This is a genomic window from Wukongibacter baidiensis, from assembly GCF_050888315.1.
In the GTDB taxonomy this organism is placed as follows: domain Bacteria; phylum Bacillota; class Clostridia; order Peptostreptococcales; family Caminicellaceae; genus Wukongibacter; species Wukongibacter baidiensis.
Genome location: NZ_CP138202.1, coordinates 6,080,377 through 6,104,274, shown reverse-complemented (window position 1 = coordinate 6,104,274; position 23,898 = coordinate 6,080,377). Strand labels below are relative to the sequence as shown.

Sequence of the window (23,898 nt, the reverse complement as noted above, 5' to 3'; positions counted from 1 at the left end):
GATTTTCCTTTCAAATCCTATTGTTACATGCTATTTCACAAGGAACATATTATGAAAGGCTTATAGGACTAGATTTTAATCTGATAAAAATAAACAAGACTTTATCATAATAGATTTTAAATCTACTATGATAAAGTCTTGTTTATTACTCTCTCTTCATCAGTTCTCTTAAGTATAATCTCAAAATATTTATTTCTTAATTAGCTTTATAAAACCTATAAGTTTTTATAATAAGTAAAAAAGTCGGTACAAAATGGTAAAATAAATCAAGAATGTCTATACCTTTTTTTAATTCACCATTTTTAAGCATAATTATTTTCTCAACGACATGGGGCATTGGTTTAAATGGCGCTAATAACATCAATATAGATATAAAAATAAGCATTGTAAATGATAGGCTGTCAACAAACTTAAACATGCTAGTCCTCCTAATAAGCCTTTTTATTTGTCATTATAGCATATTTAGTTTTTGAACATGCATAAAGGATTTTAATAGTTGATATAGATTTTTGATATAGGAATTAATCATTTTCTCAAAATCAGCCTCTATATTTCAAATTCTAAATACCTCGAACTTGAATGTACAAAGTACATAAACAGCTTATACATATGCAGCTTCACTTCACGTCCATCAGCAAGGCCTGATTCAGATTCAAAATAATATGTCCTACCTTCTATCATACCCTGTTCATATGTTGAATATCCACTATAACTTTGCATCTCTAGCTCTTCACCACTCTCTTTTACTAGATTAAAATAGGGTATAATGGGATATCTATGCTTTGTAATGAATTCGACCTTAACTACAATATTTTTCTTTTTCCTATTCACTTCTTCTATACTTCGAAGCTTAAAAATGCCTAAATCATCGTATTTCTTTAATACCATGCTATCGTCCTTATCATAGGAGTAGTATCTATCTTCACTCCTCCAAGCACTTCCTCCACTTAGACACATTCTAAATTTTGTTTTCTTATCATATACGAAGTCTTGAACTTTATAGGTTATAATCCTATAATCTCCTTTTTCATCGTTTCCCGTTTCCTCTTTAATTTCCGAGGTCTGTATATCTTCAAAGTTCTCTCCATCTTTACTAATCTTTAATAAAAGGTTTGGAAGCTTGAACTCATCAAATCCCATACTTAAAAGCTTTTCAGATGGTCCCATCCTTAATAGAATTTTGATTTCATCATCTTTCGTATTGACTTTAATTGGTTCAACTCTAATAAATTTATTATCGTACACGTCCTTTTCAGTAAAGTCTATTTCTTTTTCTGGAAAGTTTGCACTGAAATGCTTTGGTTCTGATTTACATCCCGCTGTGGTGGCTATCAACAAAGTTATTGTAACTATAAATATCGCTACTTTATATATAGATTTAATCATTGGCACCCCACTATCTTTTTATCTTTCTAACATCTTTCTTTCCCGTCTCAGGATTAATATATATATGGTATTGCTCACCTTCGTCTTCTATTGTGAACCTCCAATAGAAGTCTAACGCAAACCCTTCTCCCCTTCGTCCAACAAGCTTTTCATCAATAATAGCTGTTTCAGTATCTAACTCACTCTTTGCCGTCTCATAGCCCTTTAGAGCCTCATCATACCCAGAGTCATCATAGGCTAATCCTTCCCAATATCCATAAAAGGATAACTCCAATAGCCTTCCTTCGTCTATAAGGTTAACTTTACTATCGATATCTGCAACCATATTAATATATCTTCCGTTATTCTCTGCAAACCGAACCTCTAGTTCAGGACCATACTTATCTACTTCAATTACTTCTAATGAGTTAAAGCCTCGTTGCTTAAGAAAGTCCATAAGCTTATTTATTGCTTCTTCCTCAGAAATATTAATTTTCGACTCATTAAATTCTTTTCCATTCTCTTCAATGAAATCATCCCATTCCCTATCTGATATACTTTTTATCTTTCCTCCTTGAATATACACTTCTACTGCATAGCCATTGTCAGACCTAAACCTAACACGCTCTATCATCTTTTCATCATCGTATCGGCTTTCACCGCCACCAGATTTTCTCTCAATATTACCTAAATCACCTAAGAACCTTTGGGCAACTTCCTTCGCTTCATCCTCCGAAAAAACTTTTTCGCCATAAACCTTTTCTGGGTTAGGTTTCTTAGTATTACTTTTTTTCCTATATTCTGTTTCATAATCTAATTCTCTTAACCAAGCTATATCAATCGAATCGTTCATTTCATTAATAGCATCTGCTAAAACCTTACTATAAAATAATCTTTCATATTCTTCTGCCTCAATTGCAAACTCATATTTTTCTTTAATTGAGTTTATCTCTTGGACCTTATTGTTTATCTTTCTTAAAAATTCTTTATTCTTTTCTGTAAGCTTTACCTTGCCACTAGATGCATACCGTAGAAATCTGTTTGTCTCCCAAATAAGCGTTTCCAACTCAGAATCATCTATTCTGTTTTTTGAATATCCATGTCTATAATAATCTGGTAATGCTTCGTATCTAAAATATTCGTCCTTAAAATATTGGATATCTTCTATTACTTCTTCTGAAATCTCATTTAATAAAATTATCTCGGTAGTAATCTTTTCTAGCTCTCTTAAGCATCTATTTTGTTGCTGATATCGCTTCAACATATACCCGCTTTTTTCTTCAATAAAGTTTTGCAAGAGCCTCCATTGCCTATATGCCCATATGGCTGAAAAAGAAAGTGCTACAATCAATAATATTGAAATAATTTTTTTCTTATATCCATCTTCAATTTTCATATCCACAATCCCCCTGGTAAATAATTATATAAAACATAACTGTTTTGTTACTCCCTTAAATTTCTCTTCCAAAATTAGTTAATTCATCTAATATTTTAACATTTATCTTTCATATTCAAAAGAAAAATAACACTAATATTAGGTATTAGTGTCATTACTTGTTCATTTCCCCGGTAATAATATAAAAATATATCTTTAAAGTCTATTCTTTTTCTATGATCTTGTATTAAGAATCTCCTTTTCCATTTCAATTATTTCTTCCTTTGTAGTCTTATTAAGCTGGGAAAAAACTTCATCTCTATATATTTTACTTAATTCTTCTTTATCCCTTAAACCCTTTTGCATAATGTCAGTCCAGTATATCTTTCTTCTTTTATGATATAGATCCAGGTCAACTATTCTAGTGCCATCATCAAGGTATTCAAGGCCTAGTAGTATTTTCTTTATATATTTAGGCTCATGATATGTAAAGAATCTAATTCGATATACACCTACAGATAAAAATACTGTTGCTGCATCCTTCCCCCAAGCTTCTCCCAGTATAAAACCAACCTCCAAATGTTCAAGTACTTTAAGTAGCCTTTGATAGTGAAGCATATATTCTCCATAGCTATCATAGATTTTTATAACTAACTCATACCAGTCTTTATTATCAAATCCCATGTTTAGATACTTTAAGTCATGAATTTTTAGTTGTCTCATTACCCTTGGATAATCACTATTAATATGGACAGATCTTCCATGCAAATCTGAAATGCTTATTGGCTCACCAATTTTCTTTTGAGTAAAGGTTATAACCGTACCTTTATTAGTGTTTTCCAGCATCTCGTTGAAATCTCCTGCTTCTCCCCCATAATCTTTTACAAGTTGATCTATGACCTTATCCGTATTTCCAAAGGTCTTCATAATTATTATTCGCGGTGCCATCCTTGAATAGGAAATCACATCACATTTCTTATCATTTATTATTCTACATAGCACATCCTCAGCTTGATTCTCAAGGAACAAAACCTTACCTATATCTTTATCCTTTATCAGATCCTTTTTCTTATTAGTCATAAATATAATCGTCGTATTTTCTGTTGATTTCTCAAAGGCCGTATGTATATCATAATCCTTTGCCTTAAAATTCTCTATTATATATTCTCTTATTTTAGAAATTGCTGGACCTTCTAAAATAATAATCTTTGGACCACTACGGAAAATTGACAGCATATGAATCCCTCCGATTTTATAACCCTATATTTGATTTACACATTCTATCATCGTTTGTACCGTAAGGATAAGGCAAAACGAAAATTTTTCCACTTTTAAGGGCTATTATATTTATCCCAGTAATTCCATTCAAGTATACTTTATCTTTCTCTATTCTTGAAATCATTGCCAGATCATGTCCAAATAAATTATATTTAGCTGATGTGTTAGCTACATCCTTTGAGAAATGACTGACCTTATATTGTATGTTATCGATATCAATAATACTACTTTCCTTAATAATAGTACTTCTTTTAGCATAATCGCTAACAATCTCATAGTCATCGTGGTTACCCATCACTATATATATTCTATCGGCAGAAGAATCCTCCAACATATCTATCAGTATCTTAACCTTATCTCTATATAGCTTTCGTTTCGATGGATACAACTCTAGCTTTATATTGTCAACCATATCTCCAGTATGTACTATATATTTGGGATTCAACTTCTGTATTAATTGGTTTAACCCCGAATAAAAACTAGATGGTGTATCTGAGATATGCAATAATTTCTCTTCCTTACAGTTCATTATTTCTTCTGGAATATATACTTTCCCAAAGAAATAATATAAACCTCTTCTAATGTTTTTCATATTCATTCTAACCCCTAAATATTATTGTGTGGAAAACCATCTTTTCTCCTATAGACTAACGCAGTTATGAGGTACTTTTCCATCTCTTAAAACGGCTATAATATTATCTGCTGCCATAACTGCCATTTTAATCCTTGTTTCATCTGTGGCGCTACCTAGGTGGGGACAAAGTACCACATTACTCAAATCTTTAAGTCCTTCTTCAACCTCTGGCTCCTTTTCGTATACATCCAATCCAGCACCCCATATCTTCTTATCTTTCAATGCTCTTACCAATGCTTTTTCATCTACTACTGGTCCTCTTGAAGTATTAATCAATATTGCTGTATCCTTCATCATATCAAATTCCTTATCGCTAATCATATGGGTGGTTTCCTTAGTAAGTGGTGTATGTATAGATACATAGTCGGATTTTTCTAGAAGTTCCTTAAAAGTAACGTACTCCGCACCTGTCTCTTTTTCAAAGTTCTCTTTCCTTGACCTATTATAGTATAGAATTTTCATATTAAATGCCATCGCCCTTAAAGCCACTGCTCTTCCAATTCTCCCAGCTCCAATAATTCCAATGGTTTTACCGCTTACGTCTCTACCTAAAAGTAATTTAGGAGACCATCCTAGAAATTTTCCATCTCGAATATACCTATCCCCTTCAACTACTCTCCTTGCCGTAGCAAATAGTAAAGCCCATGCAATATCAGCTGTAGCATCAGTTAAAACACCTGGTGTATTGCTAAGGTATATATCCCTAGCCTTTGCAGCTTCAACATCCATGTTATTGTATCCCACTGCATAGTTAGCAAAGATTTTTACTCTATCTTCAACATCCATTATTTCTCCATCAATTTGGTCCGATAGCAGACATAAAACTCCATCTTTTCCTTTAACCTTTTCCTTCAATTCTTCATATGTATAAGCTCTATCAAGTTCATTTACTTCAACTTCAAAATATTCTCTAAGCTTGTTTATTCCTTCCTCAGGTATCATTCTAGTAATTAAAACCTTTTTTTGTTCCATATTTACCCTCCAAATGTATATATAATATATTCTTAATTTTGCTATAAAGATTCAATGTATATTCAAAACTAAATGTCCCTAAAATAATTATAACCTAAAAATCTTAAAAAAGTCATTTTAAAAGTATCGTTTAAATAGACTATGGAAATAATATTTTTGAGGTGATATTATGAAAAAAATAAAAATCTTATTAATATATGCTTTAATAATTCTTTTGTCTGTTATGTTGATGTCTTCCTGTGCAAAAAAACAGGAGAAACCAGCTCCTAAATCTGAAAATGAACCAAAACAAATGCCTCCAGTAGTCGATGAAATTGAAGGCGAAATTATTAGCATTATGTCTGAAATAGATATGGTTTCCTATTACAGAAGACAAATCGATATGCAGAAAGAAAAGGAAAAAGAAAAGAAAGACCTTGCTATTAAGTTAGGTACTGGGGCACAGGAGAGTAGTCAAGGAAAAGAAGAAGAGGGTAAGGAGAAGGAAAAAGAAGCTTCAACTAGTCAAGTGGACTCGTTGATAAAGTTCGAACCGGATCCTATAACTATTAATGATATATTATTATCTGAGGTTCTGAAGGCGGAAGCCACCGATAAAAAGGAAAATGGCTCTAAGGAAATACCTACTGATATTGTATTTATTTGGCATGGTATTAATACTAAGGTAACAGGGCTACATAAAAAATGGAACATGCTTGAATCTCATGTTACTAAATCTGGAGCCTCTCCAGAGGCAATAAAAGGATTTGAGAACACACTAAATAATTTAACTATTTCCGCTTCTCAATATAATTATTTGGATAGTCTTTTTTATGCTAATAAATTGACATCCTATATTCCTGATTTAATTAATAATTTTAAGAAAAAGGTTCCGAGTCCAATATATTTCATGAAGTATCACCTTAGACAGATAATTTTAGACTGTAGAATCAAAGATTATGAAAAGGCAGGAAAAAACTATAGTAAATTGGTAATATATAAGGATGCTTTGGTGTCTCAATTAGTAGAAAAGAAGTTGACAGAACTAGCTAATAAATTAAATACTTCTGTCAAGGATCTTGAGGCGGCATTAAAGTTGCAGGATTTAAATATTATTAAAATTAAAGCAAGTGTACTTATGAGTAATATAGAGGCCATTAAGGAAGAAGTTGCTAAGTAAAACTCTTTTATAACACATAGGAAATTATATTTATCAATTAAGTTGATAATCCTATAATTTCCTATGTGTTATAAAAATTTTGGACGAAACTCTCACAGATACTTTCGTTTATCAAGTTTCAGTACCACATGACTATAATAATATCTTCTAGCTATAATTTCTATGAATATACTATAAATAAATGCTCTAATTGTATTGCTTCAATTCGATACCTTCTTTATAATTATAATTAAACCCGTATTATTAAATTAATATGATTTCTTTGAAAGGGGAGTTTTAATGAGTGAGTATTTAATACCCGCTATTATTAGTTATTTAATTGGTAGTATTCCTTTCTCATTACTTACAGGAAAATATTTAGGCGGAATTGATATTCGAGATTATGGGAGCGGTAATACCGGTGCTACAAACGTTCTCCGTACCCTTGGGAAAAAAGCTGGTGCCGTTGCCTTCACAGGAGATTTCCTAAAGGGCTTTATAGTAGCAATTATGGTTAAAAATCTTATTGGAATTGATGTAGCAGTAATTTGCTCTGTTTTTGCTATATTAGGACATTGTTATCCAATCTTCCTAAGATTTAGAGGTGGAAAGGGTGTTGCCACAGCTGGAGGTACAGTTTTTGCCCTTTATCCATTAGTCGGAATAATACTACTTAGTACTGTTATTTTGATAGTTGCAATATCTCGTATTGTTTCTTTGGCTTCTATTACAGCAGCTGTGCTATTCCCAATACTTTCGTATTTCATGAATACCCATGAGTATTTCTTAATTTTTTCTATTTTTATTGGTCTGTTCGTTATTTATAGACATAAATCCAACATCAGAAGACTACTATCCGGTAATGAATCAAAGATTAATTTTAATAAAAAGAAGACCGACTAAAAGCAGTTTAGTCGGTCTTCCTTTTATTAAAACTAAAAAAAGAGAATCCTATCGATGGGATTCTCTAATTCTAATCTACCCTATTTTAAATACTTGGAGACTGGCGGGAGTATGTGGGAATCGAACCCACCTAAGAGGCTCCTAACCCCTCAAACTGGTTTTGAAGACCAGAGGGCACACCAGCACCCATCTACTCCCATGTAGTGCCCTTTCTCTTTGGCACTACTACATTATAGCATATCTGCAATTTCTGTCAAGGGATAATTTTTACATTTTTCGACGTTATATAATCGCAAAATGGAAATATATGTAATTCATAAGCTCGATCCAATCTCATCAATCAAAATATCCCTTTGACACAGCATTTGATTTTACCATCCCGCAGGCAGGTACCCTAACATGCCAAATACTGCATATACTGCTACACTAGAGTAAATAATTATTAACGCCCATTGGAAGAATGCATGTGAGTACCAGCCACATTTCCACTCAGGATCAATATCCCCAGTTTTTCTTGAGCTTCTTAGCATCATAACTGGAATAATTGCCATTACTACACCACCAAATGTACCTGCTGCCCATATGGCGTCAACGAATCCTACAAGGCCTCCCATAGAAAGGTAAAGTGGTATTGCTACAATTACTGCAGTTATAACTACTCTTGTCTTTATATCCCATTCCGATTTAAGCTTGAGTACATCAACAACATTAGTAACAAAGGTGGTCTTGATGGCCCAATATGATGTTAACATTGCTATAAGTGCAAATATATTAGAGGTAAAAAATGCCCAATCTCCCAGTGCTTGACCCCAAGACAATGTTGCAACCTGAGTAATCTCATCTGGTTTATTAATAAGCATTACACTTAGTGGAATCATAATAAGAAGAACAGCAGAAATAACCATACCTTTTACTATTGCCGGAGCAAGTTTCTTAGGATCATGTGACATCCCCCTAACAAGATCAGGTACTAAATATTGCCCGATATAACTAAATGCTGCAACACTAAATAGAGGTACTGCAAATCTCCAGTTTACGAATACTACATTGTTAACATCAACCTTATCTGATAAGAATGATGCTATGCATAATACTACAAGTAATGTAATCATGCCTATGCTAAGTAATTTAGCACCTGCACCAGTAGCTTTAAGACCAAACCAAGAAACTCCAACTGCTGGTATTAAGAAAATAATCATTCCAATTTCTCTAGATACACCTAGCATTTGAGCCAAAATATCACCACTACCATTAAAATAAGCTATTAGGCAGCCTATAGAGTTGACAGCAACAGAAGCAAAAATTATTATCGAACCAACTTTGCCAACATATCTTTCAGCAAGCCCAGGTAATTGAACAAGATTTTTAGTTCTTAAAGAAGTCTCTGCTACATACAGCATTGAGCAAACAGTTAAAAATCCAGCTAAAATGAACCAAAGTGCAATAACAGGCCAACCCGCTAGTCTTGATGCATAAGCCGTACCAAGACAACCTGACCCAATAACAGCGCCGATAACAGTAAACGTTACTTCTGCTGGAGTCATTTTCGTTATCTTAAGTGCACCTTCTTTATATACACTTTCATTGTTTGTAACTTTATCTGCTAAAGTCATTACAATTTTCCTCCTTTAAAATAAGTTTTTTTCCATGCCTATATTTATCTTCTTTATGAATTAATTTAGATTAGTATTTATGAATTGCATCCATAGAAAATGTACTCTCTTTGAAATCATTTAGATATGGAATCTTACTCCTCATTTCAATAATTCTATTTAGATCTACCTCACAATATAGTACATGCTCTTCCTCACGTGGTGCCATATCTATTACCTCACCATCTGGACCTACAACCATTGTCGATCCACAAGCACCGTCTCCCCAAGGATTAATCCCTGCTGTATACATTAGATTATATAAAGCACCTCCGGCAAGATCAACATGCCATCTTCTTTCAGCTTCAAAACTCCATACAGAAGGCACAAAGACTATTTCAGCTCCTTTTAAAGCCATAATTCTCATGGGCTCAGGAAATTCCATGTCATAACAGATCATAATGCCAATCTTACCAAGTGGAGTATCAAAAACTTTAAATTTGTCTCCTTCTCTAAATTTAAATTTCTCATCTCCCCATGCGTAAACTTTCCTTGTACTTCCAACAACTTCACCACTATTATTTATCAATACAGCAGAATTGTACATTCTCCCAATTATTTCAGTTGATTCTGCAAAACCAGCTATAATGAAAACGTTTTTTTCTTTTGCAACTTTACTTAGTTTTTGCACCATTGGCCCGTCTATTGGTTCAGCTAGTGACTGTAGCTCAAAAGATGATAGGTGATATCCAGAGTAAAATAGTTCTGGAAAACATACAATATCTGCGCCCTTTTCTGCAGCCTGTGATATATACTCTACTGCTTTAGATAAGTTTTTAACTGTATCACCTTGTATTGAACGCATCTGTACAAGAGCCATTTTGATAGTTCTCTCTTTTTTCATAAGCACCTTCCTTTACTTTTTAATAGTTTTAAATCGTTCTTGATTCATCAAAATTTAGTTTTTCTCTAGTCTTGGCACTAATTTCTTATGGTTCTCATCCTCCTCACTATTTTTTTGATGAAGCATTATGCAATGAATTACACCAATTTTATTTCGCAAAACTTATGCCAAAATTTAAAACATTATAGTAATTTAAATAAGAAAGCGCTCCATTTGCTTTTAATACTTTGTTATGACCTATATCTAGAGTTTTAACTTTCAAGCATGGATAGGCAAAATGAGTAGACATTTTATTTTTAGTCAAAATTTTTTTTTGATTCTCTAGTAATTTAATGCTAATCTGGTATGTTTTTATGAAAATTGATTCATAGCCAAAAACTGAAATATAGAACTTATTTTGCAAAAAGAATAATTGCATGAGCTTAGAAAGAAAATTCATAGCTCATGCAATTTGATTCATACGTGTATGTAATTTAAATTATTCTATAACAAGATTACTTAACCGTCTCCTTTACATCAATAAATTACTTAATAACTTGGATTTACTATGAAACTTAATCTAACTCCACCTTGTTTAGATTATTTCTCCTATTTTTCAAGTCATCTATCTCTCGCATCAAATGTGCAGGAGGTTTTGGCGTGAACAAGCTTACGAGTATTGTCATAATATAAGCCGTTCCACACGCGGATAGACCATGGAAGATATTTAATATCTGTGTCAATCCAAAGACATTCCATACAATTAATACAATAAATCCACTTAAAATCCCTACAATTGCTCCTTCCTTCGTCGCCCTTTTCCAATATAAACCAATTACAATAGGTGCTCCGACAATTCCCAGAGTTGTCCACCCAAACCATGAGCTCCAAAGAACCGAGCTCTTATTTAAAGAAATAATCACTGATATAATTCCTAATAGTATTGTTGTTATTCTACTAACAAATATAAGATGCTTCTGAGATGCTTTTGGATATAATGTATTATAAATATCATTAACTAAAACAGATGTTGCCATCATTAAAAGGGAATCTGAGGTAGACATGATGGCTGCTATAATAGCTGCAATTATAATTCCTACAATCATTGGATGCGTCATTGTGATAAAAAATTGAATAAGGACTGTTTCAGTATCTCCACTATATGGAAGGGTAGAGGCATCAGGAAATTGTGTTCTCATATATACAGAGGCTAAAAACACTCCTCCAAATAAAACAAATTGAATGATTATATTGATTATAGCTGCCTGTGATAAAGTCTTTGAATCTTTTGCTGCCATATATTTTACCATGAGTGTAGGCTGTCCAACCCAATTGAAAATCCCATCTCCAATAAACAAGCTCATCCCCATAACAATTGCTCCTACTCCTGCAAAAGGTGTAATAAGAAAGTCTGGATTTGAATGACTAGTTTGAATTAATTCATAAGAAAGTTTTTCAAATCCGCCAGAATACATCCAAGCAAATATTCCAGCAAGAAAACTTCCAACAATCATTAATATTCCTTGAATTACGTCTGTCCAACACACAGCAATAAATCCACCTAAAACAGTATACACCACCATGACAATCGCAGTAACAAAAACTGATACTTGATAATTCCAATGCAAGATAATGTTCAAGAGTTTTCCTGATGCAATTAATTGACCACTTACGTAAGCAATAGTAGCTGCACAGATCATAATTTCTGTAATAATAGTTAGAATATTTGTATTGTCATAAAATCTTTTCTTGATTAACTCAATTACAGTAATTGCCCCAATTTGTTCTGAATAATATCTCAGTCTTTTACTCACCATCTTATAGCAGATAATGATCCCTACGGTTATACTAGGAATCATTATCCATAAACTCTGAAAACCATTTTCATAAGTGTATCCAGCAAATCCTAAAGTTAGCCAGCCGCTCATACCTGTTGAACTGAAAGATAATGCCATAATATAGGACGATAGTTTTCTGCCCCCGAGAAAATATTCTTCCAAGCTATTAAAATTCTTTGATGTAATAAGTCCAACAATAATTAGAACAAAAAAGTATAATAGCAACATCCCAATGATCATATAATGAATTTCCATATTATCTTCACCCAGTCTTTAGATTTAATTACAAATCATATTCATTCATTTTATACATTAATGAACGATGACTAATTCCTAAAAGTTTTGCTGCTGCAGTACGGTTATTATTTTTCTGTTGAAGGGATTTTTGAATTAACTCTTTTTCAATTATTGTTTTTGCTTTGCTTAGGATCATTTTTAAATCATAAACATCTTCTGGTAAATGAACCTCTAGATCTTTTTCATTTTTTCTTATTTTATTTTCTAAATCCCGTAGTTTAATTTTAAATCCATCGCACAATATAATGGCTCTTTGTATAACATGTTCAAGTTCTCTCACATTTCCAGGCCAATAATAATTCATTAAACTTTCAAGGGCCTCCTTCTCTATTCCTTGAACATTTCTTCCAAAGTTTTTATTATATTGCTGAATAAAATGTTCAACCAATAATGGAATATCTTCTTTCCTTTCTGTCAATGAAGGATTTTTAATTTCAATAACATTTAAGCGATAGTATAAATCTTCTCGAAACGTACCATTTTGAATCTCTTGTTCTAAATCTTTATTGGTTGCGGCAATGACTCTAACATTTATTTTTCTCGGTTGAACATCTCCAACTCTTCGAATCTCTTTTTCCTGAAGTGCTCTCAACAATTTCACCTGTACGTTCAAGCTCATTTCGCCAACTTCATCAAGAAAGATTGTTCCTCCTTCTCCCTGCTCAAGCAATCCTTTTTTCACACCATTCGAGCCAGTAAAAGCTCCTTTAGCATGTCCAAAAAATTCTGACTCAATAAGACCTTCAGGTATGGCTCCACAATTTATCGGTACAAAAGGATAATTATTTCTTGAACTATGAAAGTGAATAGCTTTTGCAATCAATTCTTTTCCTGTTCCACTATCACCAGTAATTAGTACTGGTGAATCGTATTTTGAAATTTTTTCCACCAACCCAAATAATTCCTGCATCAATATACTTTTTCCAATAATTTTGTTGGAAAAACTATATTTTTCTGCAACTTCTTTTCTAAAAACTTCATTTTCTTTTTGAATATGTCTAAATTTTATTATCTTTTTTACAGTTCTCAACAAGTCTTCATTTAAAAATGGCTTTATAATATATTCTTCCGCTCCTTTTTTAATTGCCTCAACAGCAGATTCAACGCTACCATAAGCGGTAATCATTATAAAGTCAGCTTTTAGTTTCATTTCTTCTTTAAGGGCCAATAGAGAATATCCATCTTTTCCTGGTAACCTAATATCACAAATAACAACATCATAGATATCTGCTTCTAACATTTTCATAGCTTCATTTCCATCTGACACAGTGTCAACAGCATAGCTTTCCTGCTCTAAAAGAAATTCTAGACTATCTCTTAAGTTAATTTCATCCTCTATTACAAGAATTTTAGCCATCATTGATTCCCTCTCCTCCATTTTCTGCAAAAGGTAACCGAATAATAAATTCCGTTCCTTTTCCCTCTTCACTAAGTACTTCAATATTTCCATTATGTGCCTCAATGATTTGTTGACATATAAATAACCCCAATCCAAAGCCCTGACCTACTTCTTTTGTTGTATAGAATGGATCAAATATCTTGTTAATTTCCTGCTCTCCTATTCCGCTCCCAGTGTCTTTGATCCTTATGCAAACCATAGCGTTTTGTTTAGTAGTTCTTAAATAGATCATTCCTCCTCTTTCAGTTGCCTGGAAAGCATTTAGAATAACATTTGTAAGCGCAATTTCAAGTTTTTTCTTACTCCCTAAAATATCTGGTAAGTTCTTTGAAAAATCTTTGTACAACTTAACATTTTCATCTTTTCTATTATCAGGAATTGATACAATAGCACTTTCTAATAACTCATTCATATTTAAGAGTTCATAATTTTCTTTTCTATTCCTATGAAAATAAAGAAATTCTTTGATCAAACTGTCAATCCTAAGAACATCCTTTTGAATCCTTGCTATAAATTCTCTACTCTTTTCTTTCGAAAGATCGTAACTCATCAAAATTTGTGTAATACTTAATATTGATGATAATGGGTTTCCAATTTCATGAGCAATACCAGAGGTAATACGCCCTAGTGATGCCAACTTCTCTGAAATCAGTAATTTTTTACGAATAGCTTCCTTTTCTTTAGATGCTTGATTGAATCGTTCAGTTATTTTGATAAATTGTACTATAATAATCTCCGAAAATTTGAAAATTAATTTTATTAAAATCGTCCCTCCAACGAACATAGCAATAAACAAGGCTATCTTTACATTTTTTTCTTCTGGAATTAGCTTTGAAGTTTCTCTGAAAACCACAACGCTTCCTATGATAGATGAAGAAATATGATTTTTTAAAGGCGCATAACTTATAATCGTTTGCCTTCCATATTTTCCATAACTGTCATAATATGAATAGCCCTGTTTTCCTAAGATCTTTTCATTGAAATAATTATCAAATTTATCTTTGTTAATAATATTTTGTATTATTCTATCTTTTTCTAAGGAATTGTTATTATAGATCAACTCTTTATCTTCATTAAAAATATATATTTGGAATTTTTTATTTTTATCTAGAGTTTTGAAATAGGATTCACCTAATACACTTATAGATCCAGTCTTTTGAGTATTAAATGATTGTTTTATAATGATTTTACCACCTAAATCAGAAGTAATGAGATTGATTCCTTCTTTGAATGATTTTTTGTATTTAATGTCATCACAAAGTTTACTCAATTGATTTTTCTCGTCCACTTTATTTTTGAAAAAATAAACATCTTCAACGTTCATTAGATTATAAAAATCACTATCTTTCGATTTCTCTTTAGATGAAGGCCATATGCTCATCAATTGAGTATATTTCTCTAAACTTTCTTGTATTTCAGCAGACACTGCAGCTGCAACCCGCTCCGTATCTTTACCAATGTTTTCTTTATACAAACTATTGTAGTATATAGATTGCTGAATCAAAAGAAAAATCACGATTACCGGAATACATAATATCCCAATCATAATAATAGAAATATGCCGAGTTAATTCTTTCTTTAGTTCTCTATCTTCTTTGTACATTTTTTTATCCTTTTTTATATGTCATCTTTATGTATTATACTCTTTAAACTTAATATTAATAAAAATAAAATTAATCTACAAGCAATTTACAACAACTATTTTATCTTTCTGATTTATTCAGCAGAGTTCAAACTTCATCACTAATATTGTCTGCAATATAAATTAGTATAAGAAAATATAAATAGTCATCCACTTTTAATAATAGCAAATTTCAAGCCAAAACTTTAAGTTTTCTCTAAATATTCCTGATGTTAATCTCAAGAGGATTTATTTAATTACTTATAATTCTCCTTCTGGCTCCGTTTCAACTGTTTGAAATATTCATATTAAAACATGAACCATATTCACTTATTAAAAAACACGTTACATGTTTCGCTTGTTGTAAATAGCATTTATCAATAATCCTTTTCTATGAAAATAATTTCATAGTGCATCAAGTAAGGATATGATCAACTTTTATTAAGCCTCTAGATAAGAATGATGCAGTAACTATGAAATTATTTTCATAGCTACTGCATCATTCTTCATACGAATAAAAAAGAGAGAGCTTTCAAAGTCATATTCAAACTTTGAAGGCAATTGGGCTCATCAACACCTATATACTTCCATATAGTTCCTTATCCTTGGAACATTGTAACATATTTAGAGTTTAAAAAGATTTTTTTCAATTTTCGACGCCTTATAACGGCGATGAAGCGGTAAGATAAAATGAACTAGTTCGACAGATCACCTGCACCCCCTTATCCTTTAGCATAATAAGTACTGTGACAAAATTTATTAGAAAAGAAATATTTGGTTAAACTATAGTAATTATACCAGTTCTATTTATCAAAATGCTTGGAGGACTTGCTAGTGAACAAGGAAATTATTACCGATAAGCAAAGTATCTATCTCATAATTATGTTCATTGTAGGTACAGCTACTATTTTAATACGTGGAATTGAAGCTAAACAGGATTTATGGTTATCTATTATTTTAGCAGTGCTTATGACATTAGCAGTATGTCTTGTATTCGCTAGGCTTCACTATCTTTTCCCGCACAAGGATTTGTTTGATATTCTTGAAATTTGTTTTGGAAAGCTTATTGGAAAGATAATAGGTCTACTATATATATGGTTTGCCTTTCACCTAAATGCTCTGATACTAACATACATTGATTTTGTCTTTACAACTGTTACATTTCCTGAAACACCTGGAATAGCCTTTAATACTCTTTGTGTCGTAATAGGAACATATGCTGTAAAATTAGGCATTGAGGTATTAGCACGTTGGGGAAAACTCTTCCTTCATATACTTGTATTTATAATTACTATTTTTGTATTGCTCTCAATTCCAGAGATGAAAATTGCTAATATCCGTCCCACATTCTCAAGTGAAATTGGTCCAATTATTAAGGGTGCTTTTTCAGCATTTTCTTTCCCCTTTGCAGAAATCGTAATTTTTACAATGGTATTTAATAGTTTTGAAACTAGAAAGTCTCCTTATAAGATATACACTATAGGATTACTAATTTCTGGAGTTTTACTGCTTATATTGGGAATGGCATATATTCTAGTTCTCGGGATCAATACAGCTTCAACCCAGTATTTTCCTGCTCATCTTGCTGCTTCAAGGATATCCATTGGGAAATTGCTCCAAAGAGCAGAAGCAGTTGTAATTATTCTGTTCAGTATTGGGACCTTTGCAAAGTTTTGTATATGCCTATTGGCAACATGCATAGGTATTAGTAAAATATTTAATTTTGATGAATATAGGTTTATAGTAGTACCTATTTCTTTACTAATGCTTAATTTATCCTATTTTTTACATGAAAGTGTAATGGGATGGCTTGAATGGGGTATAGATATATGGCCACCCTTTGCTTTTCTATTGCAGGCAATTTTTCCTATCATTATTCTTATCGTAGCTGAGATAAAAATGAGGACTTTAAAGAACAGTTTAATGCAAAAATTCTAACAACTCTTTCACCACAAGCAGTTTTTACTTTTATATCAATATTATCCTCGCTGTCACCAACGTCCTCTCGGCCGCCATATAGTTATAATACATAAAACTATCAAAACACAACTAAAACCACTTGAAACTCTAACCTGCCTCAAGTGGCCATTTCTTGATGTCATTTATAATTAATCGTCACTACTAAAACTATTCAAAAATTTCTTTCACTATTTGTTTATCTCGTATCTATACCACTCAGTTTTACTCTCTGAGCCAATTTTTCCATATAATCCATTTGTAATCTCATTCCACCCTGTTATATAAGCATATTTAATACCTAAAGAATATAATCTCCTCATACATTCTCTAATAACAGCTTCTGCAAATCCCATACGCCGGTAATCGCTGTGGGTACATATTGTTTCTATTTCAGCAACACCATTTTCATAGTCAGCCCATCCTATACATGAAGAAACATGAGTTCCTTCTTCACTAACTACTGAAATATCAAGGTATGGATTATAACTAGGGGATTGAATGAAGTATTCATTAACTAAAAAATCAAAATCTATAACTTCCCTATTTTTAAAGGCATTTCTAGTGCACCTTAACTTACCAGCATAATCGGGATTAGTTGCCATGTCAAATATCTTAAAGTTTGGTTTCATTGCAACCTCTCCTTTCATCGCTTTTTGGAGATCATATCTTCTAGTAGTACAAGTTAACTTTTTTTGATCAAATCCGTTTTTTTCCAAAATATCACTTTTCCACAATTCCAAAGAATTAATCTCTATATTTAATTTTCCTCTGTCACCCCAGTTTTCTTTAACCCAATTTAAGATGTCATCATATAAGTATTCATAAGATGGCTTAACAATAATCGTAAATGTCTCATCACCTTCTTCACTTATAGCAAAACCTAGAAGATCCCCGAAAGAGTTTAACCATAGTTGAACATTTTTCTCCCAAAAAGTAGGAACATATTTCTTTTCATGCCAAATTCCAAAGCGCCAATATTCAAGCCTGCTAAAAAGCCAGATAAATGCATCTTGCTTCTGTGAATAATCATCTTTTAATAACCTCCACATTTTTTCAAAATCATTATTATGCAAATTAAATGGTCTGCAAATTGTTTTCATTCTAATCACACTCTCCTATAATGATAAATTCTTATAATTATAATATAATTTTAATATAGATTTATACTAGAATAGTATGTAAAAGACATTTCTGTAATGTTCTTTACACGTAAAAATGGGATGTCTCATAAGAAAATTTTATGAGACACCCCCTAACTTACTTGCTTTTTGTATATACAATTTTTTTTATGCTGTGAATTGATAGAAAAAATTCTTCCGCCAACTCTGCTATTGTATATCCGCTTTTATGCTTTTTACGTATATCTTGATTTCTATTTCGTATAAACTCTCTACTCCCGGATTTTTCTCCCCATTTCTTTCGCGTTGATTGTTGAGATGAAACATATATATATTGACCTTGTACATACTTTTGAATTTCTTTTACTAGATTATCCGGTAGTATTGTTTCTGCTTTTACATATCTCACTAAGCTCAGCTCCTTAAATTAAAATATCAAATTAAGGAAGCAAAGCCTGTCAAGGTATGAATTTTATTAGTGCAGGCGACTAGAGAATATCGTTTCCTCTGTGCAAATTGTCGCCATTAGCCATACCAACAGACTTTGCACAGAGTATTCTGAGTAATTCTCGCTTTTTGAGATTAAATCTCATATTCTCACACTCCTAGTAAACTTTGTTAATTTTAATTATATCAAATCTTACCTATGCTATCAAATGATCAATTTCCAAAACGGAGTTGTCCGAAGCATTCTTTATTATGCAATAGCCCCTATCTTGTTCTCGAAATTATCATATTTTTTATTTTCCATAATATCAACAATTCTTTCCACTAATTCATATACATCCCCATAAGATACGTATAGAGGTACAGGAGCTAGTCTTATAACATTAGGATATCTAAAATCAGGTATAACTTTTTCTGATTTTAATGCTTCGTTAATTCTTATAGCATCATCATGCTCCAAGGCAACGTGTCCTCCCCTTTTACTATCTTCTCTTGGGTTTCCAATACTAAAACCATATTTCACCAGTTTAATCTCTATCAAATACATTAAGTATTCTGTTATCTTTAGTGACTTTTCCCTTAGGTTGTCTATACCTGCCTCTGCATACATTTTTAGCGATCCTTCGAGAGGAGCCATACTTAAAATAGATTGAGTTCCAGACTGCCATCCTCCAGCATATTTAGCTTTGTCTAGCCTATGGTTTAACTCAAATTGTGTTTCTTTTACATTAGCATGCCAACCTGGAAGTCCTGCTTCTTTATCGAAGTGCTTCTTATTAATAAAGAGTCCTGCAACTGCACCAGGTCCACCATTTAAGTATTTATAGTTACACCAGACAGCAAAATCTGGGTCTATCCTTTTGAAGTCATGGGGAACTGCGCCAATTGAGTGACACAAATCCCAGCCTACAATAATATCTCTCTTATGAGCTTCTTTGGTGATATATTCCATATCCACTAATTGACCACTTCTATATAGAACGGACGGCAAGAACACTATACATACATCATCTGTCATGGCTTCTACTACATCTTCTTCATAGATCATCTTACCATCTCTGCTCTTTACAACCTTAACACACTTTTCAGGATCTAACCCCTTAAGTTTTATCTGACCATCAATAGCATGCCTATCTGTTGGAAAATTGAGATCATCTACTAAGATTTTGTATCTTTTTTTCGTTGGTTTATAAAAAGTTCCAATGGAGGTATGAATATTCATAGTAGTATTTGTATGAACTGTAACCTCTTTTGGTTCAGCTCCAATCAGAGGAGCTAGAAGCTCTCCTAAATAATCTTGATATAAAAATAGCTTTATATCGGGTTCTGACCAACATCCTATACCATACTTCTTCCATTCATCTAACACCCTAAGTAAAGTTTTCTCAGCGTCTTTAGAGCACAGTCCTAATGAATTACCATCCATGTAGATTTCACCTTCGTTTAAGTAAAATCTCTCCCTATACATCCTCATCTTGTCGGCTTTATCAAGCTCTTGTGCAGACTCCCTTCCATTCTTAAAATCATAATTCATAATATCTCCCCTTTATCTTTAAATACTAAATGACTTTACTTTAATCGCAATAATACTTAGGTATCTAATTATTAGATATCTAAGTATTATTATATTTTCTGAATATTGTCAACACTTATTCAATCTCCAAAGCTATTTAAGACTATAAATAGGATAGGCCAATGCTATCAAACCTTGAACATTGTATTATTAAAGTATATACTAAACATTAAAGACCAAAACAAACCAATGACTCAGCTTCTATCGGAAAAAATATTTTGATATTAAAAGATAATATATCAAGAACCTAATAAGGAGAAAAGAACTATGACAAAAGAATTTGAGAAAAATTTAGGAAGTGATATGTCAAAAACAAAGCTAGGCTATTATATAGATCAGTTAGAAAAAATTGAAAAGAAAATTTTGAATGCGGAATTCGAAAAAATAGGTATAACCCTTTCTCAATTTAGGGTGTTAAATTGGTTATGGAGAAAAGGTGAGCTTTCTCAAAAAGAGATTCATGAATTAATACAAATAAAACCCTCTTCCCTTACAAGTTTATTAAATGTCCTAATAAAAAAGGGACTTGTAGTAAGAAAATTTGATATTGATGATGCTAGAGTTAGAAAAATAGTATTAACTGATAAATCAAAGGCAATTGAAAAAGAAGCATGGCATATTATCGATGGTTTTGATAATAGAATCAGAAAAATCCTTACAGATGATGAGTATAGTACAACCTTAAAGTGTCTTGATAAATTAATTAAGAATCTTTAAGCCAGAGGGTATAAATAAATATATCGTATATCATATAAAACAATCCCCTGCCAGAAATACCTTTGGATAGGGGATTATATCATTAAAATGCATCTTCAGTTTTGATTGAATCTGAAACTAATCTATTAATTATTTTTATTTCTTCTTTGGTAAAATGTCGCCATTTTCCAACTGGTAAATTTCCAAGATTTATATTCATAATCCTTACACGCTTAAGCTTTACAACATTATAGCCTAGATACTCGCACATTCTTCTTATCTGTCTATTTAACCCTTGAGTCAAAATTATTGTAAATACAAATTTGCTTTCTTTTCTTACAAAACATTTTTTCGTTACGGTATTCAAAATTGGAATCCCATTTTGCATTTTCTTTATAAATTCATGGGTTATAGGCTTGTCTACTCTAACTATGTATTCTTTTTCATGATTATTGCCTGCCCTTAAAATTTTGTTTACTATATCTCCATCGTTAGTTAAAAATATTAGCCCCTCAGAGGGCTTATCTAAACGTCCAATAGGAAAAATCCTCTTTGGATAATTAATATAATCAATTATATTATCCTTAACTTTGTGTTCAGTAGTACAAGTAATCCCTACTGGCTTATTAAAAGCCATATAAATAGACTTATCCTTAGACTTCAAAGATTTTCCGTTGATTTTAATATTATCCATAGAACTAACTTTGGTACCGACTTCCGCCTTCATACCATTAACTGTAACTCTACCTTGTTCTATGAATTTATCGGCTTCTCTCCTAGAGCAAAACCCAGTACTGCTTATAAATTTATTTAATCTTACTTGTTCATTATGATTTTGAGAACCTTCTAATTTCTGACTTTTCTTTGGGTCATTTTTCTTTAAGCTACTACTCCTCTTCTTTAAGTTGTTCTTCTTTAAATTCCTCTTTCTTTTCAAAACGCACCTCTTCTATAACTGTGAATTTTTAGTCTGCTGATTTATATAGTATTTTAATTATAACTTATGGATTTATTATATTCTTCCCTAAATAATACCACAGTTAAACATTAAGTTCAAAATTTTTAAGCTGTCATTTTTCCTTAGGTTTCCATAACGACTTCTTGCTGTTTATTTACATATTCTCACTAAAAGATTATAATTTTACTATAAAGAAAATATTAAATATATTTAATAATCAGGAACTAATTACAGGGATAAAGAAACAGATATAGTTATTTTAATTGTGGGGGATTATTATGAAGGCACTAATCCAAGTTGTGATCCTATTTTCATTAGTAGGGGTAGGATATATCTGTAAAAAGCTGAAAATTATTAGTAATAATATGAATAATGACGTAAGTAATTTGCTCGTATACGTATCACTACCTGCTCTAATTATAGTCTCCTTTAGTAGTTTTGAATTCTCGGATGCAATGCTAAAAGATGGTAGTAGGCTTTTCATAATATGTTTAGTTTTAAACATCTTATATATTATAATGTCTTATATTTTTACCAAAATACTGGGAGTGAAAGATACTACTAAGGATGTATTACAATTTGCACTAGTATTTACAAATGCAGGTTTTATGGGATTTCCTATTGCCTATGTTGTTTTCGGTGAAATAGGAGTGTTTTATATTGCTATATTTAATATGCTGAGTGACATATTTCTGTGGACATTCGGAGTTAAAGTTATGAGTAGGCCACTTAGGACATCTAACAAAGAGGATTTAAGTGTCCAAAGTACCTCTTTATTGAAGCAATTGATGAATCCATGTATTGTTGCTGTCTTAATTGGGATTGTACTATTTTTGACTTCAGTTAAATTACCTCTCCCTATTCATAATTCATTAGAATTAGTCGGAGGTGTTACAACTCCTTTAGCTATGATTTTTATTGGATCTATGCTTGGGGATCTAGAGTTTAAGGATATTATTGCTGATACTAAGGTACTTCAATGTACTTTAATAAGGTTGATTGTCTTACCATTAATTGTCCTAGGTATTCTCAAGTTTTTTAATATTAATGGGCTATTATTCAGTGTACCAGTGCTTGCCACTGCATTACCTGTAGCCGTTGGCTCATCAATTGTAGCCGCAAAATATGGAAATGACTATTACTTAGCTTCTAAAGTAGTTTTTATAAGTACATTATTTTCTATTGTAACTATTCCCTTTTTTATATGGATACTATAATATAGCTAACTTTCTTAATCATAATTAATATAATCAGATAAAAAGTACGCATCAAAAGCCCCTAATTTTTAGGAGCTTTATCATTTCTAATAGCCATAGAACAAGCTATTTACTACATTCATATTTTTTGCCTGCAAATTCTAAATATTTTTTATATGCATACTCTCCTCACATCTAACCCATTCATACTTAATATCATTAAGGTTCTCTTCGTTGTCATTTCCCCTACCGATTATTTTAAATCCATTATTCTCATAGAACCGTTGTGCCTTTTCATTGACTTCAAAGGTGTATAATGTTAGTCTCCCTTTTGAATTATTTTTAGCAATCTCAAGGAACCTTTTGCCTAAACCCTTTCCTTGATAGTCATTGTTAATGTATAATTGATTTATTTCATTCTCATTAAAGGCTAATATACCCGCAACTTTATTATTATATACGTCAATAGCAATATATATCTTGTTGTCTTTATTCAATATATGATTTAAGAAATATACATGATCTTCGAAGGAATGCATTTCCTTTTGTCCTATAGCTCTTTCCTTACTTTCTCTCCACATTTTAACTGTATCAGTAGCATATTTGGGACTATACTCTATGATCCTAATATTTTTATCTTGCAATGATTTACCTCC

21 protein-coding genes and 1 tRNA gene are annotated in these 23,898 nt (G+C 31.9%); 5 read left to right on the top strand and 17 right to left on the bottom strand.

Annotation, left to right across the window (positions count from 1 at the left end; genetic code table 11):
• Window positions 1-196: 196 nt before the first annotated feature.
• The 6 genes from R9X47_RS27965 to R9X47_RS27940 all read right to left on the bottom strand — a co-directional run bounded on the left by R9X47_RS27965 (window position 197) and on the right by R9X47_RS27940 (window position 5,624).
• Window positions 197-418 carry a hypothetical protein gene (locus R9X47_RS27965; protein WP_432664342.1) on the bottom strand — a complete coding sequence of 74 codons (222 nt, stop codon included), beginning with the start codon at window positions 416-418 and terminating at the stop codon, window positions 197-199.
• A 128-nt stretch (window positions 419-546) separates the two neighbouring features.
• Entirely contained in the window at window positions 547-1,386 is an 840-nt protein-coding gene (locus R9X47_RS27960) for a hypothetical protein (protein WP_432664341.1), read from the bottom strand.
• Between the two features lie 10 nt (window positions 1,387-1,396).
• On the bottom strand, window positions 1,397-2,761 hold the full coding sequence (locus tag R9X47_RS27955) for a PepSY1/2 domain-containing protein (RefSeq protein WP_432664340.1): 1,365 nt from the start codon (window positions 2,759-2,761) through the stop codon (window positions 1,397-1,399).
• Window positions 2,762-2,974: 213 nt separating this feature from the next.
• A complete protein-coding gene (locus R9X47_RS27950) occupies window positions 2,975-3,976 on the bottom strand; it encodes a hypothetical protein (RefSeq protein ID WP_432664339.1) in 1,002 nt (333 codons plus the stop codon).
• A gap of 16 nt (window positions 3,977-3,992) precedes the next feature.
• Window positions 3,993-4,610 carry a metallophosphoesterase gene (locus R9X47_RS27945; RefSeq protein WP_432664338.1) on the bottom strand — a complete coding sequence of 206 codons (618 nt, stop codon included), beginning with the start codon at window positions 4,608-4,610 and terminating at the stop codon, window positions 3,993-3,995.
• A 48-nt stretch (window positions 4,611-4,658) separates the two neighbouring features.
• Window positions 4,659-5,624 (bottom strand): 2-hydroxyacid dehydrogenase, encoded by a 966-nt coding sequence (locus R9X47_RS27940; protein WP_432664337.1) that lies wholly within the window; start codon window positions 5,622-5,624, stop codon window positions 4,659-4,661.
• Window positions 5,625-5,793: 169 nt separating this feature from the next.
• On the opposite strand from R9X47_RS27940, the gene R9X47_RS27935 reads away from it, so the two are divergent.
• Both R9X47_RS27935 and plsY read left to right on the top strand, forming a co-directional pair.
• Complete coding sequence (locus tag R9X47_RS27935) at window positions 5,794-6,783, top strand: hypothetical protein (RefSeq protein ID WP_432664336.1); 990 nt, start codon at window positions 5,794-5,796, stop codon at window positions 6,781-6,783.
• A gap of 279 nt (window positions 6,784-7,062) precedes the next feature.
• A complete protein-coding gene (plsY, locus tag R9X47_RS27930) occupies window positions 7,063-7,665 on the top strand; it encodes a glycerol-3-phosphate 1-O-acyltransferase PlsY (RefSeq protein ID WP_432664335.1) in 603 nt (200 codons plus the stop codon).
• 101 nt (window positions 7,666-7,766) lie between these two features.
• Here plsY and R9X47_RS27925 read toward each other — a convergent pair.
• The 6 genes from R9X47_RS27925 to R9X47_RS27900 form a co-directional block, all read right to left on the bottom strand.
• A tRNA-Sec gene (locus R9X47_RS27925) sits at window positions 7,767-7,863 on the bottom strand.
• A gap of 173 nt (window positions 7,864-8,036) precedes the next feature.
• Window positions 8,037-9,278, bottom strand: a complete 1,242-nt coding sequence (locus R9X47_RS27920; protein ID WP_432664334.1) for an aromatic amino acid transport family protein — start codon at window positions 9,276-9,278, stop codon at window positions 8,037-8,039.
• Window positions 9,279-9,348: 70 nt separating this feature from the next.
• Window positions 9,349-10,161: a nitrilase-related carbon-nitrogen hydrolase gene (locus R9X47_RS27915; protein ID WP_432664333.1), complete on the bottom strand. Its 813-nt coding sequence runs from the start codon at window positions 10,159-10,161 to the stop codon at window positions 9,349-9,351.
• Window positions 10,162-10,715: 554 nt separating this feature from the next.
• Window positions 10,716-12,233, bottom strand: a complete 1,518-nt coding sequence (locus tag R9X47_RS27910; RefSeq protein ID WP_432664332.1) for a sodium/proline symporter — start codon at window positions 12,231-12,233, stop codon at window positions 10,716-10,718.
• A gap of 28 nt (window positions 12,234-12,261) precedes the next feature.
• The gene (locus R9X47_RS27905; RefSeq protein WP_432664331.1) at window positions 12,262-13,635 is read right to left on the bottom strand and encodes a sigma-54-dependent transcriptional regulator; all 1,374 of its coding nucleotides are present in this window, start codon (window positions 13,633-13,635) and stop codon (window positions 12,262-12,264) included.
• Entirely contained in the window at window positions 13,625-15,277 is a 1,653-nt protein-coding gene (locus R9X47_RS27900; protein ID WP_432664330.1) for a sensor histidine kinase, read from the bottom strand. The genes R9X47_RS27905 and R9X47_RS27900 overlap by 11 nt, the downstream gene beginning before the upstream one ends.
• An 852-nt stretch (window positions 15,278-16,129) precedes the next feature.
• Here R9X47_RS27900 and R9X47_RS27895 point away from each other — a divergent pair.
• Window positions 16,130-17,233, top strand: a complete 1,104-nt coding sequence (locus R9X47_RS27895) for a GerAB/ArcD/ProY family transporter (protein ID WP_432664329.1) — start codon at window positions 16,130-16,132, stop codon at window positions 17,231-17,233.
• A gap of 209 nt (window positions 17,234-17,442) precedes the next feature.
• Here the strand turns inward: R9X47_RS27895 and R9X47_RS27890 are convergent, their stop codons facing one another.
• The 3 genes from R9X47_RS27890 to kynU form a co-directional block, all read right to left on the bottom strand.
• Entirely contained in the window at window positions 17,443-18,354 is a 912-nt protein-coding gene (locus tag R9X47_RS27890; RefSeq protein WP_432667704.1) for a GNAT family N-acetyltransferase, read from the bottom strand.
• A 157-nt stretch (window positions 18,355-18,511) separates the two neighbouring features.
• Window positions 18,512-18,781, bottom strand: a complete 270-nt coding sequence (locus tag R9X47_RS27885; RefSeq protein WP_432664328.1) for a CD3324 family protein — start codon at window positions 18,779-18,781, stop codon at window positions 18,512-18,514.
• 288 nt (window positions 18,782-19,069) lie between these two features.
• Entirely contained in the window at window positions 19,070-20,353 is a 1,284-nt protein-coding gene (gene kynU / locus R9X47_RS27880; RefSeq protein ID WP_432664327.1) for a kynureninase, read from the bottom strand.
• A 306-nt stretch (window positions 20,354-20,659) separates the two neighbouring features.
• Here kynU and R9X47_RS27875 point away from each other — a divergent pair, with 306 nt between their 5' ends.
• Window positions 20,660-21,109, top strand: a complete 450-nt coding sequence (locus R9X47_RS27875; RefSeq protein ID WP_432664326.1) for a MarR family winged helix-turn-helix transcriptional regulator — start codon at window positions 20,660-20,662, stop codon at window positions 21,107-21,109.
• 82 nt (window positions 21,110-21,191) lie between these two features.
• Here the strand turns inward: R9X47_RS27875 and rluF are convergent, their stop codons facing one another.
• Window positions 21,192-22,025, bottom strand: a complete 834-nt coding sequence (rluF, locus tag R9X47_RS27870) for a 23S rRNA pseudouridine(2604) synthase RluF (RefSeq protein ID WP_432664325.1) — start codon at window positions 22,023-22,025, stop codon at window positions 21,192-21,194.
• Window positions 22,026-22,324: 299 nt separating this feature from the next.
• Here rluF and R9X47_RS27865 point away from each other — a divergent pair, with 299 nt between their 5' ends.
• Complete coding sequence (locus R9X47_RS27865; protein ID WP_432664324.1) at window positions 22,325-23,263, top strand: AEC family transporter; 939 nt, start codon at window positions 22,325-22,327, stop codon at window positions 23,261-23,263.
• Between the two features lie 140 nt (window positions 23,264-23,403).
• Here the strand turns inward: R9X47_RS27865 and R9X47_RS27860 are convergent, their stop codons facing one another.
• Complete coding sequence (locus R9X47_RS27860; protein ID WP_432664323.1) at window positions 23,404-23,886, bottom strand: GNAT family N-acetyltransferase; 483 nt, start codon at window positions 23,884-23,886, stop codon at window positions 23,404-23,406.
• Window positions 23,887-23,898: the final 12 nt, after the last annotated feature.

Bases quoted from the DNA above. Each gene is read 5' to 3' on its own strand.
- R9X47_RS27935 (WP_432664336.1), top strand. From the start codon at position 5,794: ATGAAAAAAATAAAAATCTTATTAATATATGCTTTAATAATTCTTTTG.
- R9X47_RS27865 (WP_432664324.1), top strand. From the start codon at position 22,325: ATGAAGGCACTAATCCAAGTTGTGATCCTATTTTCATTAGTAGGGGTA.
- R9X47_RS27905 (WP_432664331.1), bottom strand. From the start codon at position 13,635: ATGATGGCTAAAATTCTTGTAATAGAGGATGAAATTAACTTAAGAGAT.
- R9X47_RS27890 (WP_432667704.1), bottom strand. From the start codon at position 18,354: ATGAAAACAATTTGCAGACCATTTAATTTGCATAATAATGATTTTGAA.
- R9X47_RS27875 (WP_432664326.1), top strand. From the start codon at position 20,660: ATGACAAAAGAATTTGAGAAAAATTTAGGAAGTGATATGTCAAAAACA.
- R9X47_RS27955 (WP_432664340.1), bottom strand. From the start codon at position 2,761: ATGAAAATTGAAGATGGATATAAGAAAAAAATTATTTCAATATTATTG.
- R9X47_RS27940 (WP_432664337.1), bottom strand. From the start codon at position 5,624: ATGGAACAAAAAAAGGTTTTAATTACTAGAATGATACCTGAGGAAGGA.
- R9X47_RS27900 (WP_432664330.1), bottom strand. From the start codon at position 15,277: ATGTACAAAGAAGATAGAGAACTAAAGAAAGAATTAACTCGGCATATT.
- R9X47_RS27910 (WP_432664332.1), bottom strand. From the start codon at position 12,233: ATGGAAATTCATTATATGATCATTGGGATGTTGCTATTATACTTTTTT.
- R9X47_RS27965 (WP_432664342.1), bottom strand. From the start codon at position 418: ATGTTTAAGTTTGTTGACAGCCTATCATTTACAATGCTTATTTTTATA.
- plsY (WP_432664335.1), top strand. From the start codon at position 7,063: ATGAGTGAGTATTTAATACCCGCTATTATTAGTTATTTAATTGGTAGT.
- R9X47_RS27950 (WP_432664339.1), bottom strand. From the start codon at position 3,976: ATGCTGTCAATTTTCCGTAGTGGTCCAAAGATTATTATTTTAGAAGGT.
- R9X47_RS27960 (WP_432664341.1), bottom strand. From the start codon at position 1,386: ATGATTAAATCTATATATAAAGTAGCGATATTTATAGTTACAATAACT.
- R9X47_RS27915 (WP_432664333.1), bottom strand. From the start codon at position 10,161: ATGAAAAAAGAGAGAACTATCAAAATGGCTCTTGTACAGATGCGTTCA.
- R9X47_RS27945 (WP_432664338.1), bottom strand. From the start codon at position 4,610: ATGAAAAACATTAGAAGAGGTTTATATTATTTCTTTGGGAAAGTATAT.
- R9X47_RS27920 (WP_432664334.1), bottom strand. From the start codon at position 9,278: ATGACTTTAGCAGATAAAGTTACAAACAATGAAAGTGTATATAAAGAA.
- kynU (WP_432664327.1), bottom strand. From the start codon at position 20,353: ATGAATTATGATTTTAAGAATGGAAGGGAGTCTGCACAAGAGCTTGAT.